The sequence below is a fragment of the Bradyrhizobium semiaridum genome (genome assembly GCF_020329505.1).
GTDB classification, from domain to species: domain Bacteria; phylum Pseudomonadota; class Alphaproteobacteria; order Rhizobiales; family Xanthobacteraceae; genus Bradyrhizobium; species Bradyrhizobium semiaridum.
This window is the reverse complement of record NZ_JAGKJJ010000005.1, coordinates 246725-260447: the sequence shown is the minus strand read 5'-3', so window position 1 is coordinate 260447 and position 13723 is coordinate 246725. Positions and strand designations below refer to the sequence as shown.

The window sequence follows — 13723 nt, the reverse complement described above, 5'->3', positions numbered from 1 at the left end:
GAGTAACGTAGGCATTGGCGGTGGGCTCCCTCCCCCGCAAGCGGGAGAGGGAGCCCACCGCCAATGCCTACGTTACTCCAACGCGCCGGAATCCATCAGGCCACAGAGCGGCTGCGAAATGGATTCCGGGCTCGACGCTACGCGCCGCCCCGGAATGACGGGGAGGGAGCGTGAATGCTACCGATTCAGTATCTTCAGCCAGACGTCGCCGAGGATGATCGGCTCGCGTGGGGCGAGGTAGGTGAGGCCGACGGCTTGGCCGAGCTCGGCGATCTTGCCGGCGCCCTGCAGGTCGGAGAGCACCTTGTTGACGGCCTCCAGCAGCGCCTTGTCGCTCTCGAGCGCGACATAGCCGCGATTGGCGCCGATCGGGTAGTAGTAGCCCGACGCCGTGATCTTCGTGTCCGGATGGCCGGCCCGATAGGCATCGAACCGGCGCAGGTCGAGCAGCGTCACGTCGAACTTGCCGGCTTCGAGCTCGCCGAGCAGGTCGCTGCGGCCGGGCACCAGATGGGTGATGTCGTCGATCAGTCTGCCCTTGTCGAACGTCATCAGGATGGCATCGCCCAGCGTGCCGCTTTCGATCGCAATGCGAAGCCCGGCGACATCGCCGATATCGGCGATCTTGCGGTCTTTGGCCTTGGGTCCGAGCACGATGGTCATCGGCGAGTAGATATAGGGCTGGCTCGGCACCAGCACGCCGATCGGAATCCGCCGGCGGCGATCGTCACGGGTGGCGCCCTCGAAGTCCGGCAGCTTGGCGGTCTTGACGCCGGGTACCACCAGCGAGTCCTTGGTCAGGGCGTAGCCGCCGACCAGCGAACAGCGCCCGTCGGAGAGCAGCGCGTTGGCCTCGAGCTGCGGACTGGAATCCTCGTCGAGCTTGCTCTCGAACCACTGGATCTTGAGCGGCCGGCCCAGCCGATCGGCGATCATTTGCGCGAGCGCCACGTCGAAGCCGGAGTCGGGCTTGCCGCGGTGATGCGCCGACAGCGGCGGCAGGTCCTCGTCGAGGCAGACCTTGAGCGGCTCATCGGCGGCCCGCGCCGCCGGCGCCATCGCCAGCAGCAGGGCCGTTGCGATCACGCCGGCCGAAAAGCCCCTCATGGATTCCTCCGGCTCACCACGAAGGCCCAGACGTCGGCGATCTCCTGCTCGTTCAGGATATCGGCCCACGGCGGCATCTTGCCGTTCTTGCCCTGCTTCACGGTGGTGACGAAGCGCGTCCGGTCGTCGGGGAATGTCCGCAGGTCCGGCGTGATGGTGCCGGAGTTGACCATGTTGGGCCCATGGCAATGCGAGCAGTTCTTGGCGTAGGTCACCTTGCCCTGCTCGGCCTGGCCTTGCGGATCATTGGCACCGGTTTGCTGTGCGGCGGCCGGGATCTGCATGACCAAGGCCGTCGCGACGGCGGCGAGGATCGCCGCCGTCAACAGAGTTGCTCTTTCAGTCACGTCGGCTCCGCGCTCAGTTCTTCACCGCGAAGACCCACAGCGAGCCGCCGGGCGGCACCTTGGCCAGCCGCTCGTCGCCGGAGAACAGCGAGTACACGCCGCCATAGCCCGAGGTGACGGCGACATACTGCACGCCGTCCTGCTGCCAGGTCACCGGCTGACCTTCAATGCCGGAGCCGGTCTGGAACTGCCAGAGCTTCTTGCCGGTGTCGGCGTCGAAGGCCTCGAACTCGCCGGTCAGCGCGCCAGTGAAGACGACGCCGCCCGCGGTCGACAGCACGCCGGAGAAGCGCGGAATGTCGACGGCCGATTCCCACTTCGCCTTGCCGGTCATCGGATCGATCGCCTTGAGGTGACCGCGCGGACCATCACCCCATTCCCAGAGGTCGGTCAGGTCCATGCCGAGGTACCATTCGCCCTGCTTGTAGGTCGCGGGCTCGGTCTTGTAGCGGCCGCCGAAGGCCAGCGTGTTGGCATAGGCGAGGTTGGTCTGCGGATTATACGCCATCGGCTGCCAGTTCTTGCCGCCGAGGATCGACGGATAGACCACGACCTTCTTGCCGTCGCGTGCATCCTTGCTGACGTCGGTCTCGATCGGGCGGCCGGTCTTCATGTCGATGCCGGTGGCCCAATTGACCTTCACATAGGGATTGGCCGCGAGCAGCTTTCCGTTGGTGCGGTCGAGCACGTAGAAGAAGCCGTTGCGGTTGGCATCCATCAGCACCTTGGTCGGCTTGCCCTCGATATTCATGTCGGCAAGCACCATCTCGGCAACCGAGTCATAGTCGAACGGATTGTTCGGCGAGAACTGGTAGTGCCACTTGATCTTGCCGGTCTTCGGATCGAGCGCGAGCACTGAGCAGGTGTAGAGGTTGTCGCCGGGCCGCACCGCGGAGTTGAACGGTCCGGGATTGCCGATGCCCCAATACACCGTGTTCAGCTCCGCATCGTAGGAGCCGGTGATCCAGGTCGAGCCGCCACCGAGTTTCCAGGTGTCGCCCTTCCAGGTGTCGCCGCCGGGCTCGTCGGGGGTCGGGATCGAGTAGGTGCGCCAGAGCTTCTTGCCGGTGGCCGGATCCCAGCCGTCGATGAAGCCGCGGGTGCCGAACTCGGCGCCGGAGATGCCGGTGATGACGACGCCGTCCGCGACCAGCGGAGCGACCGTCATCGAATAGCCTTCCTTGATGTCAGCGGCCTTCTGGCGCCACAGCTCCTTGCCGGTCTTGGCATCGAGCGCGATCACATGGGCGTCGAGCGTGGTGCGAAACACCTTGCCGTCATACAGCGCGGCGCCGCGGTTGATGATGCCGCAACAGACGATGCGCGGCGTCTCGGCGGGATATTCGACCTTGCTCTTCCAGAGCTGCTTGCCGGTCTTGGCGTCGATCGCCATCGTGGCGTTGTGCGTCGTGACGTAGATGACGCCCTGGTAGACGAGCGGCTGCGATTCCTCGCTGCGGTCGTCGTTCAGGCTGTAGCTCCAGACCGGCACCAGGTTCTTGACGGTGTCCTTGTTGATCTGGTTCAGCGTTGAAAAGCGCTGAAGATTGTAGCCCATGCCATAATTGAGAACGTTTGAAGTATCGGTCGCCCCCTTGACCAACTGTTCGTTGGTCTGGGCGCTTGCACCATATGATGCAAGGATTACGAGGCTTGCGGCCAGCGCAATGCGTTTCATCATCTCCTCCCAATGGACCTTTTTCTGCACGCCTATTCCTGACGTTGCAGCTGCAACCATCGGCCCGAAAGCAAAATGCGTCAATACGAAAACGTGAAGCGCGAACGGCCGCGCTGCGGATGCTGGATTTATCATCAGGCGCATACGCATTGGCATGCCAATGCCAACGTGCCGTTATCGGTGCGAGGTTGTGTTTACATGCTACGGCGCAAATGTGCTTGGTGGAGCGGAGAGCGCGCGACTTGAACCGGCCGGTTAACTCGACGGCGTGCGCGGGCAGGTGCTCGGGCGAGATTTCGCGCCGCGCTTGTCGAGCGGCACATTGCAATTGTCGATACGCTGCTCGTCGGTCCATTTGCGGCCAAGCCGCTCCTTGCCGGTGAGCGTGTCCTGCCGCGCGATGTCCTGCGGGGCAGGGCGCGTGCTCTGGGCCGACGCCGGCGCGAGCAGGCCGAGCGCGAAACAGCATCCGAGAGCAATTTTGGAAGTGACGCGCATATAGGTCTCGCTCGTTCTCATGCTGCAATGCAATCGAGAGCGGCCAGCATGACCACGCGGCCGGTGGCCCTCCACCCGAAATCCGACAGGCTCGCCGGTCGCGCGAACGGGTCGCGTTGCCGAAACCGTTAGGGCGATCGCGACTTGTATGCGATGTTTCAGATCGCCTAACGGGCCGTTCAAAGGAGAAGAACGATGATCTCGCGCCGATCGCTTGCCCTGACCCTCGCCGTGGTCGTGCTGTCAGGTCCTGCCCTGGCGGCTTCCGGCGGCAACAGCGTGCTCAGGATGCTCGACCCCGACAATGACGGCACGGTCGATCTTGCCGAAGCCAAGAAGGCGGCTGCTGCGCTGTTCGCAAAGCTCGACCCGGATCGTGACGGCACCCTCGACGCCCGCGAGTTGCGCGGCCGGCTGACCGCCAAAGAACTCGCCGCGGCCGATCCGGATCACGACGGCACACTGACGCTCGACGAGTACCTCGCCGTCGTCGAGCAGCGTTTCAAGGCGGCCGATCCCGACAACGACGGCACACTGGATGCGAAGGAGTTGAGATCGCGCGCCGGCCGGTCATTGCTGCGCCTGCTCAAATAAAGCCGGCGAAGGCGGCTGCCACCCGGAGGGCGGGATTGCGTCGCGATCCGGTAGATAACAAAAAATTTCTGATTTCACTCCTGGGCAAGACGCGAGCGCGACGATCTGGTCTTGTTATTGATACGTTGCGCTGCGGAAGCTGGAAAAGGCCTGTCACAACAATGCCGGCCTTTCCCAACTGCATCTACCCCCGTAGGCGTCAGCAAGCCCGCGGCCGTTTCGGCATGTCCAGCAGCGAAGTCGGCCCGCCGCTGCCTTGCTTGCGCTGTCCGGGGTGCAGTCCTAGCTTCCGGCGCGGCGTGAACTTTGCGCCAGCTTACTTGGGAGCACGGAAATGACCTGGAAGACCCCTAAGATCGTGGAAGTGCCGGTGGGCATGGAAATCAACATGTACGCCTGCGCCGCGCGCAAGTGACCTGAACAAGTGACCTGAAGGCGTCCTGCCCGGTTTGTGCAGCTTGCTGCACGAGCCGTGGCAGGCGTCTTGCGCGGCAGATGCCGCCACTCGAATCCCTCCCTCCAAAACCCTTGCATCGAGGTTTGCACCGCCATCCATAGCGTTGGCGACCGCGTCGGTTTGCACCCAAAAGCGCGATGAGATTTGGCTAAATCGTCATCGCGCTTTAGCTCTTTGTTTGCGCATGATCTTTTCGGAAAACCGCTTCTCACTTTTCCGGATCATGCTTTAGGGTGCGGTTCGAAATGTGGGCGGACCTCGTCGCGACGATGAATCCTGGAATCAAAATGCCGCGTCGGGCGCGGGTGTTCTGCGCTGGGCTTGCCGTTGCTGCGCTGCCGTTGGCCGCGCGGGCCGAGGGCTTCGACACCGAGCACATCTTCGGCTTCATGATCGGCTCCGATGTCGGCACCGTCGGCGAGCGCGAATTCCAGAGCCAGACCACCGGGCGCTTCGCCAAGGATGGCGGCCGCTACGGCACGTTGAACCAGGAGCTGGAGGCCGAGTTCGTGCCGGTGCCGAACGTCCGCGTCGAGCTGGCAGCGGCGTTCATGGCCCATGACATCAAGGGCGCGCCGGGGTTCGAGGACCGCCGGCAATTGTCGTGGCAGGGCGTGTCGGTCGATTTTCGCTATCGCTTCCTCGATCGCGAGGCCGCGCCGTTCGGCATGACGCTGGCGCTGGAGACGCGGGCCGATCGCGTCGACGAAACCACCGCGGCTGCGGTCCGCAGCTACGGCACCGAGCTGACGCTGGCATTCGACCGCGAGATCGTCCCGGACACCCTGCTCGCCGCCCTGAATGTGAGCTACGAGCCGGAATGGACGCGGCTGCCGCGGACCGGCACCTCCGATCAGGACGCCACGATCGGCGTCGCCTTCGGCCTGATGGCGAAGGTGCGGCCGAACGTTCTGCTTGGCGGGGAGGCGCGCTATTTCAGGAAGTATGAGGGCATCGGTCTCGACGAGCTGGCCGGGCAGGCCCTGTTCATCGGCCCGACCGCCTATTTCCAGTTGTCCGAACGCTCGCGCCTGACCGCGACCTGGGGGATCCAGGCCTGGGGGCAGCGGCCCGGCAGCAATGCCGCGTTAGACCTGGCCAATTTCGAGCGCCACCAGGCCAGATTGGTGTTTGGTGTGAACTTTTAGGCCGGTTCCCGTCGCTTCACGGGGCTGTGAAACCCGAACTTGCCGGATTCCGTATTTCGCAGTGTTATCTATTTCGAGGGCACGCTTAAGGATTGCGCATGATCGATCTCGTCGTCACGGTATGTGCCGTGCTGTCGCCCGCCAATTGCGAAGAGCAGCACCTGTTGTTCAACTGGAATGGGTCTCCGCAGCAATGCGCGATGGCGGCGCCGCCTTACATCGCGCAATGGATCGGTGAGCACCCGAAATGGACCGCCGTGAAGTGGCGCTGCGAATATCCGCATCGCAACGACCGCGCCGGCGCGGATCGCGTGCCGTCGGCGGGCTAGCCGAAGGTCGCTTGCTTACTTGTTGCAGTCCTTGAGGTCCTTGTCGGAGACCGAGAACACGGCGTCGGCCCTGATCTCGATGCCGCGGACGAAGCACTGCTTGGCGCCGCCATAGCCGATCTTGGCGTCGTAGCGGCCGGGCTCGACCCCGTTGATGCGCAGACGCTCGTCGTGATCGACCTCCTTGTCCTTGTCGTTCAGCGTCTGGTTCGGACCCCACTCGTTCTTGCCGGCCGGCGACAGCTGGAATTCGGTAATCGTCGCGCTGGTCAGATTCCACAGGCGGATGCCTTTGCCCTTGGTCTGGGCTAGCGCTGTGCACGGCAGCGCCAGCAAGACGGCACCCACAACGATCAGCACGCGCGACATCGAGAATCCTCCGGCGTTTTCATCGGGCAACATTGTCATCGAGGATGACCGCGTCTCAGATATTTGCAAGGTCCAACTGCGACAGCCGCGCCTTGATCGCGCCGATCTCCTTCTCGCTTCGTTCCGCCCGCGGCGCCGCGATCGTCTCGACATGAAGGATCCGGGCCGGCCGCGCCGACAGGAAGAACAGGCGGTCGCCGAGCCGGACCGCATCGTCGAGATCGTGCGTGACCAGCAGCGTCATCATGCGGCGGCTGGCTACCAGCGTCGCGATCTGGTCGCGCAGCCGCCCCGCCAGCGCGTTGTCGAGCGACGCCAGCGGCTCATCGAGGATCAGCACGTCAGGCTGGATGGCGAAGGCGCGGGCCAGCGCGACGCGGCGGGCAAGGCCGAGCGACAGCTCGCCGGGAAAGTGATGGCGATGGGCGGAGAGCTCGAGCACCTCGAACAGCGCCGCAAGCCTGCCGTCATCGACGTCAGGCGCGGCGAGCCGCACGTTTTGCTCGACGGTGCGCCACGGCAACAGCCGCGGCTCCTGGAACACCATGCCGAGCCTGACCCCGGCGGGCCGCGCGACGCGTCCCTGATAGTTGTGGTCGAGCCCGGCGAGGATCTTCAGCAGCGTGCTCTTGCCGCAGCCGGAGGGGCCGAACAACACGCCGACCTCGCCGGCATTCAGCGTGAAGGTGATGTTGGCGAGCACGTCGTGACGTTTGCCGGCCGCGCTCGCAAAGCTCTTGCCCGTGATCCCGACCTCAAGCTGCACGGAGCCGCCACCGCGATAGCCTGGTTTCAAACGGCTGCACCAGCAGGGTTTCGATCACCAGCACGACGGCCGCAAAGCTCAGCGAGTAGGCCAGCAGCAGCGGAATATCGAACAGCTGGAAGGCGACGCCGATCTCGAAGCCGACGCCGTTCGGCCGTCCCAGCAGTTCGGCGACCAGCACGATCTTCCAGACCAGCGACAGCCCCGAGCGCGCCGCGGCGGCGATATAGGGCGCGAGCTGGGGTAGGATCACATGGCGGAAGGTGCGGCCGGGCGGAAACGAAAACGCCGTCGCCATCTCGTCGAGCGCCGGATCGAGCGCGCGCGCGCCTTCGCGCAGCGTGACGACCGCGGTCGGCAGCTTGTTGATGGCGATGGCGGCGATCGCCGCGACCTCGGTCAGCCCGGCCCAGATATAGGCGAGCACGATGACGACGAGCGCCGGCAGGTTGAGCAGCAGGATCAGCCAGGGATCGCCGAGCCGGTTGGCGAGGCTGACACGGCCCATCAAATAGCCGATCGCGGACCCCAGTGCCATCGCCAGCGTGAAGGCGAGCGCAACGCGGGCCAGCGTCGCACCGAGATTGAGGAAAAGGGCGCCGGATTTCGCTTCGGCGATCATCGCCGCCAGCACCACCGGCGGCGCCGGCAGCTTGGCATCGCCGATCACGAGCGAGGCGATCCACCAGGTTGCGATGAACAGCGCGAAGGACAGGAGACGCAGCACCGCTAGTCTCCGGGGATCGCTTGATAGAAGGTGCCGGGATCGAGCTCGGTCGCGCTGCCGACCAGCTCGCGGCCGCCGACCTGCGCCAGCACGCGGTAGAGCAGGCGGGCATCGGCCTCCTCGTCGGCGATCGGACGGCGCGGAATGCCTTCGCGGTAGCGGTCGCGATAGGCGTGCAGGGTGCTGGCATCCTGTGCGCCCGTCAGCGGCGCGATCGCATCCCACTCGGCGTCCGACGTCGCGAGGATCTGCTTGGCTTCGCGCGTCATGGCGATGAAGCGGGCCACCAGATCCTTGTTGGCAGTGGCCCAGGCTTCATCGAAGACGTAGCCGACCATCGCGATGCGGCCCTTGCTGCCGAGCTTCGCGAGCACGTCCTCCATGCCGGCGAGCCGGCGGAAGCCCTTGGCCTCGAGCGCGGCGCAGAAATTCCAGTAGTTGAGCGATGCGTCCATCTCGCCGTCGGCCATCTTGGCCGCGAGCAGCGGCGGCGCGCCGTAGACGATGCTCGATTGCGACTTCAGGTCGATGCCGTCCAGCTTCAGGGCGGCCTGCAACAACAGCCAGCTCTTGTCGATCGCGCCGCCGGCGACCGCGAGCTTGCGGCCCTTGAGATCGGCGAGCGTCTTGATGGGCGAGGCGGGCGGCACCATCACGGCGCCGAGCGCGCTGGAATAGGGATAGAATTGCAGCTTGGCGCCGAGCGAGCGCTCGCGCGACACCCACGGCCAGTCCGAGACCATCACGTCGGCATTGCCGGCGCGCAGCGCGATCTTGCCGGCCTCGGGGCTGGCGAGCTCGACGACGTCGATCGAGAGATTGGCCTTCTTGTCGAGGCCGTGGGAGCGGATGACCGCCAATTCCCAGGCCAGCGTCCCGGTCTTCTGCGATGCAACGCGGATGGTCTCCGCGTTGCAGGCGGTGCCGACCTGCATCACAGCCAGAACGGCCACTGCCAACAACGTGCGAACAGAACCCATCATTGTCTCGTGAGCGACCTTCCCGGAACGTTTGCTTTTCTGTCCCACATCCATAGCATAGCCTGCAACATGAGAAGAGGAAGCAGGACCATGGCACGAGCTGGCATGCTAGGACCGATTGTCGCCCTTGGCGTCGTCCTTGCCGCGGCGAGCGTCAGCGTGCGGGCGCAGGAGGTGAACGACTATCCGACCTCGGCCCGGGCCGAATATGTGTTCGGCTGCATGAAGGCCAACGGCGAGAGCCGGCAGGCGATCGAGCAGTGTTCCTGCTCGATCGACATCGTGGCCTCGCTGCTCCCCTATGATCGCTATGTCACGGCCGAAACCGTGCTGAGCATGTCGCAGGTGCGCGGCGACATGGGCAGCCCGTTCCGCACCTCCGAGCAGGCGACAAGCGCGCTCAATGACCTCAGGCGGGCGCAGGCGGAAGCCGAAGTACGCTGCTTCTAGCCTCGGCTCACCTCTCCCAAGGGAGAGGTGAACTGCAACCTTCGCTTCTGAAACTCAGGCGACCGCCTATCGCGCGTCAGGTGCCGGGATTCTCGACCTTCCATTCGTGCTGGAAGACGTGGCCGTCGGTGTCCTTGGCCTCGGCACGGAATTGCTTGGCGCCGTTCGAGACGTAGGTGAAGCGGATATTGGGGTCCTCGGAGATCGAGATTCCGCCGTGCATTGCCAGCACCAAGCTGTCGCCCTGCCACAGCTCCAGCTGGTTGATGAAGAAGGCCGGGACGTAGAGCTGCGTCACCTGGTCCATCTGCAGGCCGGAATTGTTGGGATGGCCGATCATGATCTGGGCTTCGCGCGTCGCGCTGGCGGCTCCCTGATCGGTCTTCGCGAACTGCCGGTAGCGCATCTGACCGAGCCGGTTATTGGCTTCCTCGGCATTCTTGGCCGCCGGCGCCGAGCAGCCGCCGGACGCCTTCACATAGGTCTTGGTCATGTAGAGCTTGCCGTCGCTGAGCTCGGCGACCGCGTGCACGTCGGTGTAGTTGTTGACGCGGACGCGCGTTGAGATCTCGGTGACATTGGCGTCGGGGCCGAGCGTGAACTTGGCGGCCATCGGCGCCGGGTTCTGGTCGATCACGAGCGTGATCGTCACGATGCGGCGGGAATCGCCGGGCGAGAGCTTGGTGCGCAGCGTCACCGGGACGATCGCGGCGTCTTCGGCACGGGCCGGCATCTCGATGCCGATCACGTCGCTGCCGTCATTGATCGGGCGGTTGTTGAAGATGTCCTGGACGAGGCCGGGCCACGGATCATAGGTCTCGGCCGCGGGCACGGCGCGAACGCCCAGCGCGACCGAGAGCAGGCTCGCGACGCAGAGCGCGCTGGCAACACAAAGCAAGCGAATGCGATGTCGGAGCATGTGCGTAAGACCCTATGCCGTATCGGCACTATAGGCCAAGGCTGTAGCTATTCCCATTCAATTTCCGAGAATGCTGCAGTTGCGTTGCGCGCGTTGTAGTCGTCGAACAGCTGCCAGCGTGTCCGCTCGGAGGCGCCGGCCTGCGCGGCGGCCGCCGTGATCGGCTTGCCGCCCGCCACCAGTGCACGCACGTCCGCGGCCAGCCGCTCGAGATAACGGCGCTCGTCGGCCAGCGCCGCCGGCCATTCGCTCACGGGTCCGTGACCCGGAACCACGCGCTGTGCGGGAATGGCAGCGAGCTCGTCGAGCGCACGTAGCCAGCCCTTCAGGCTGCCGTCGACCACGGGGATATGGCTCAGAAACACCATGTCGCCGGCGAACAGGGTCTTGGTCCTGTCGTCGAACACGCTGAGATCATTGTCGCTATGCGCCGCCGGCCACGCCTTCAGGGCCAGGGTGCGTCCGCCGAGATCGAGCGTCAGCGTATCCTCGACCAGCACGGTCGGCGGAATGATGCGCACCTCGTTGATCAATTCGTCGCCCATCGTCCGGCGGAAGCCGTCGAGATAGAATTGCCCGCGCGCGGCGATGGCGCGCGGCAGGTTCTTGTGGCCGACGAAGCTGATGCCCTCCCTGGCAAACGCCGCGTTGCCAAAGCTGTGGTCGGGATGGGCGTGGGTGTTGATGACGTAGCGGATCGGCTTGTCGGTGCGGCGCTTGATGGCGGCCAGCAATTGCCGGCCTTCGCGCACACTGCCGCCGGTGTCGATGACCGCGACGGCGGCATTGCCGACCACGAATCCGACATTGGCGATCGCGCCTTCGTTCTCGCGCGTCATCAGCGCAGTGGTCCCGCTGTGCACGAAGATTCCGGGCGCGACTTCGCTTACAGGCAATTCCGCCTCTTGCGCCCGCGCTATGGTCGATGCTCCGAGCATCAGGAGCAGCGCCAGCATCGAACCGCCATGAGCCATGTTTCCACCTCAGTTTCGTTGGCACGCGCGATCGGTCGGTTTGCGGTGCAGCAAGCAACGCGGCGTTGCCGCGAGGGTTATTCCTGTTGCACGCCGTGGTGTGGCGGGCAATCTAGCGATGACGCACCGTCCGATCAGGAGGAGACTTCGTGATGAGATTTGTCGGACGCCGATTCATCCTGTTCGCAATCGCCGGTATCGCCTGCCTCGCCGGCCCTGACATTGCGCGCGCGCAGGTCAACGATCAGGGCGAACTCTCGATCGAGTTGATCGATCCCAAGGTGCTGCGCATCTGCGCCGATCCGCGCAATTTGCCGTTCTCCAACGAGAAGGGTGAGGGGTTCGAGAACAAGATCGGCGAGCTGCTCGCCGAGAAGCTGCAGAAGCGGCTCGACTACATGTTCTTTCCGCAGGCGACCGGCTTCGTGCGGATGACGCTCGGATCGCATCGCTGCGATGTGATCATGGGATTCCCACAAGGCGACGAACTCGCGCAGGCGACCAATCCGTATTACCGCACGGCCTATGCGCTGGTCGCCAAGCCGGGCAGCGGTCTCGAAGACGTGTCTACGCTCGAGGACGAGCGGCTCAAGGGCAAGCATATCGGCATCGTCGCGGGCACGCCGCCGGCGACCAACATGGCGGGCGTGCGTTCGGCCGATCAGGCCTGGAAACGCCAGCTCAACAAGCTGATCCAGGAAAACCAGCCGGCGATCAACAAGATCCTGCTCGATTTCGGCGTCCCGCTGCTCGACGAGAACAATCGGCCGATCGGTCCGGAGAGCGCAAACAAGTCGCCATGACCGGACTACGCGCAGCCCTGCTCGCCGCCGCGATGCTCGTCGCTGCGGCGCCGGTTCATGCACAGGACAAGCCCGCCGAACCTGATGATTATCGCACGGAGAACTACCGTGCCCCGGTGCCGGCGACGCTGGCGGGCGTGCGCGTGCTCACGACTGCCGAAGCGGAAGCGATCTGGCGCGATAAGTCCGGCGCCTTCATCGACGTGCTGCCGCGCCCGCCGAAGCCGAACCTGCCCGCCGGCACGGTGTGGCGCGAGCGGCCGCATCTCGACATCCCCGGCAGCATCTGGCTGCCCGACACCGGCTACGGCAAGCTCGCGGCGCCGACCGAGGATTACCTGAAGCGCGGCCTCGCCCGCGCTTCGGGCGGCAACACGGCAGCCTTGCTCGTGATCTATTGCCAGGAGAATTGCTGGATGTCGTGGAACGCCGCCAAGCGCGTGCTGTCGTACGGCTACCGCAATGTCGCGTGGTACCCGGACGGGACCGATGGCTGGGAGCGCGCCAAACTGCCGCTGGCGAATGTGGAGCCGGAGCCGCGCGAGGGCGAGAACTGATCCCGCCGCCGCCCGGACCGCCGATGTTATGGCTTCTGCTTCTCGAGCTTGCCGATGGTCTTGCCGCCGCCGCTGTCGGTGGCGGAGAAGGTCACCTTGTCGCCGGCGTGGAAGGGCTCGAGGGACTGCTCCTTGGGGACCTTGTATTCCTGCGCCGAGCCGCTGGAGGCACCCACTGTGCCGGATTGAACCGGTGCGATGGAGATGGTTCCGGCCAATCGGTCAATCTTCGTGATCATTCCCGACTGGGATTGCTGGGCCAACGCCGCTGACGTGATCAGACTTGCGGCCGCAAGGCCGGTCAGGACGATTTTGGCTGCTCTCATCGGGGCCTCCCAATTTCGGATAGAGTTGGAGGCAACGAATGAGCGGCGCGATTGGTTCCGCGCCGGCTCTCGCCAACCGGGTCATACTTCGGGCAATTGGCCGCAGCGGTTAGTCCAGTTCCTGCTGGATGGTGCGGCTGAGCGCGAACAGGCGCTGGTCGATGGCGGTCGGCACCTCGCAGACGAATTTCACCACGCGCCGGCGGTCCTCGAAGATGCGCGTTTCCCAGGTCAGCTGGTTGCCGAGCGCGTCGACCTTGGCCTGATCCGGCGGCGTGGCGTCCTGCAGGGCCTGCAGCGCCAGCGTGTCGGCGCGGATCTTTTCCGCGGCCTCGCGCTGCTTGCGCATGACGCGCTCCAGCCCGTTCATCACCGAGTTGCGCTGCGCATTGAGCGAATCGAACAAGCCGGCGAACAGCAGCTTGCCGCGCGTCGCCTTGTCGGCGGCCGAGCCCGACAGGAAGTCCGTGATTTCCTTCTGCGCGTCCTCGAGCGGGAGGCGGCGGGCCGACAGCCGTGCCACCAGCGCGCTGATCTTCTGATCGTCCTTCCATTTGGTCGCGGCGTCGTCGAGCGGCGGTCCGGCCCAGACCGCGGCGAGCGAAATCTCCGGCACCTTGGCCTGCGCGCATGGCCAATCCGGATAGCGCGGGTCGGCGGCGTGCGCGAGCGGGCTCGACAGCATGACCGCGAG

General features: G+C 65.0%; 19 protein-coding genes. 7 read left to right on the top strand and 12 right to left on the bottom strand.

Translation table 11 applies throughout. The annotated features are described in order from the left end of the window. Positions 1-177 precede the first annotated feature (177 nt). The 4 genes from J6500_RS08845 to J6500_RS08830 all read right to left on the bottom strand — a co-directional run bounded on the left by J6500_RS08845 (position 178) and on the right by J6500_RS08830 (position 3630). A complete protein-coding gene (locus J6500_RS08845) occupies positions 178-1107 on the bottom strand; it encodes a substrate-binding periplasmic protein (protein ID WP_225712294.1) in 930 nt (309 codons plus the stop codon). Further along, positions 1104-1454, bottom strand: coding sequence for a c-type cytochrome (locus J6500_RS08840; protein ID WP_376707770.1), 351 nt, complete (start codon positions 1452-1454; stop codon positions 1104-1106). The genes J6500_RS08845 and J6500_RS08840 overlap by 4 nt, the downstream gene beginning before the upstream one ends. Positions 1455-1467: 13 nt before the next feature. Continuing rightward, on the bottom strand, positions 1468-3132 hold the full coding sequence (locus tag J6500_RS08835) for a methanol/ethanol family PQQ-dependent dehydrogenase (RefSeq protein WP_225712293.1): 1665 nt from the start codon (positions 3130-3132) through the stop codon (positions 1468-1470). A 255-nt stretch (positions 3133-3387) separates the two neighbouring features. Then, positions 3388-3630, bottom strand: a complete 243-nt coding sequence (locus tag J6500_RS08830; RefSeq protein ID WP_225712292.1) for a hypothetical protein — start codon at positions 3628-3630, stop codon at positions 3388-3390. Positions 3631-3825: 195 nt separating this feature from the next. Between J6500_RS08830 and lanM the strand changes: the two genes are divergently transcribed. From lanM to J6500_RS08810, 4 genes are all read left to right on the top strand, one after another. After that, positions 3826-4224 (top strand): lanmodulin LanM, encoded by a 399-nt coding sequence (gene lanM / locus J6500_RS08825; protein ID WP_225712291.1) that lies wholly within the window; start codon positions 3826-3828, stop codon positions 4222-4224. A 334-nt stretch (positions 4225-4558) separates the two neighbouring features. Beyond that, positions 4559-4639, top strand: coding sequence for a pyrroloquinoline quinone precursor peptide PqqA (pqqA, locus tag J6500_RS08820; RefSeq protein ID WP_035721241.1), 81 nt, complete (start codon positions 4559-4561; stop codon positions 4637-4639). 329 nt (positions 4640-4968) lie between these two features. Further along, positions 4969-5829: a DUF6662 family protein gene (locus tag J6500_RS08815; RefSeq protein WP_225712290.1), complete on the top strand. Its 861-nt coding sequence runs from the start codon at positions 4969-4971 to the stop codon at positions 5827-5829. 92 nt (positions 5830-5921) lie between these two features. Then, positions 5922-6158, top strand: coding sequence for a hypothetical protein (locus J6500_RS08810; protein WP_225712289.1), 237 nt, complete (start codon positions 5922-5924; stop codon positions 6156-6158). A gap of 15 nt (positions 6159-6173) precedes the next feature. Here the strand turns inward: J6500_RS08810 and J6500_RS08805 are convergent, their stop codons facing one another. The 4 genes from J6500_RS08805 to J6500_RS08790 are packed head-to-tail and all read right to left on the bottom strand — an operon-like array spanning position 6174 to position 8955. Beyond that, positions 6174-6527 (bottom strand): hypothetical protein, encoded by a 354-nt coding sequence (locus tag J6500_RS08805; RefSeq protein ID WP_225712288.1) that lies wholly within the window; start codon positions 6525-6527, stop codon positions 6174-6176. A gap of 55 nt (positions 6528-6582) precedes the next feature. Beyond that, positions 6583-7293, bottom strand: a complete 711-nt coding sequence (locus tag J6500_RS08800) for an ABC transporter ATP-binding protein (protein ID WP_225712287.1) — start codon at positions 7291-7293, stop codon at positions 6583-6585. Beyond that, a complete protein-coding gene (locus J6500_RS08795; protein WP_225712286.1) occupies positions 7283-8020 on the bottom strand; it encodes an ABC transporter permease in 738 nt (245 codons plus the stop codon). The genes J6500_RS08800 and J6500_RS08795 overlap by 11 nt, the downstream gene beginning before the upstream one ends. A gap of 2 nt (positions 8021-8022) precedes the next feature. Continuing rightward, positions 8023-8955, bottom strand: coding sequence for an ABC transporter substrate-binding protein (locus J6500_RS08790; protein WP_376707774.1), 933 nt, complete (start codon positions 8953-8955; stop codon positions 8023-8025). Between the two features lie 135 nt (positions 8956-9090). Here J6500_RS08790 and J6500_RS08785 point away from each other — a divergent pair, with 135 nt between their 5' ends. Next, entirely contained in the window at positions 9091-9450 is a 360-nt protein-coding gene (locus tag J6500_RS08785; RefSeq protein ID WP_225712284.1) for a hypothetical protein, read from the top strand. 76 nt (positions 9451-9526) lie between these two features. On the opposite strand, the gene J6500_RS08780 is transcribed toward J6500_RS08785, so the two are convergent. After that, positions 9527-10369 (bottom strand): quinoprotein dehydrogenase-associated SoxYZ-like carrier, encoded by an 843-nt coding sequence (locus tag J6500_RS08780; RefSeq protein ID WP_225712283.1) that lies wholly within the window; start codon positions 10367-10369, stop codon positions 9527-9529. A gap of 47 nt (positions 10370-10416) precedes the next feature. Further along, entirely contained in the window at positions 10417-11343 is a 927-nt protein-coding gene (locus tag J6500_RS08775; protein WP_225712282.1) for a quinoprotein relay system zinc metallohydrolase 2, read from the bottom strand. A gap of 152 nt (positions 11344-11495) precedes the next feature. Here J6500_RS08775 and J6500_RS08770 point away from each other — a divergent pair, with 152 nt between their 5' ends. Continuing rightward, positions 11496-12146 carry a transporter substrate-binding domain-containing protein gene (locus tag J6500_RS08770; RefSeq protein WP_225712281.1) on the top strand — a complete coding sequence of 217 codons (651 nt, stop codon included), beginning with the start codon at positions 11496-11498 and terminating at the stop codon, positions 12144-12146. Beyond that, the gene (locus J6500_RS08765; protein ID WP_225712280.1) at positions 12143-12703 is read left to right on the top strand and encodes a PQQ-dependent catabolism-associated CXXCW motif protein; all 561 of its coding nucleotides are present in this window, start codon (positions 12143-12145) and stop codon (positions 12701-12703) included. The genes J6500_RS08770 and J6500_RS08765 overlap by 4 nt, the downstream gene beginning before the upstream one ends. Positions 12704-12729: 26 nt before the next feature. Here the strand turns inward: J6500_RS08765 and J6500_RS08760 are convergent, their stop codons facing one another. Beyond that, positions 12730-13029, bottom strand: coding sequence for a copper-binding protein (locus J6500_RS08760; protein WP_225712279.1), 300 nt, complete (start codon positions 13027-13029; stop codon positions 12730-12732). A gap of 109 nt (positions 13030-13138) precedes the next feature. Further along, the gene (locus tag J6500_RS08755; protein WP_376707773.1) at positions 13139-13714 is read right to left on the bottom strand and encodes a hypothetical protein; all 576 of its coding nucleotides are present in this window, start codon (positions 13712-13714) and stop codon (positions 13139-13141) included. Between the last annotated feature and the right edge of the window lie 9 nt (positions 13715-13723).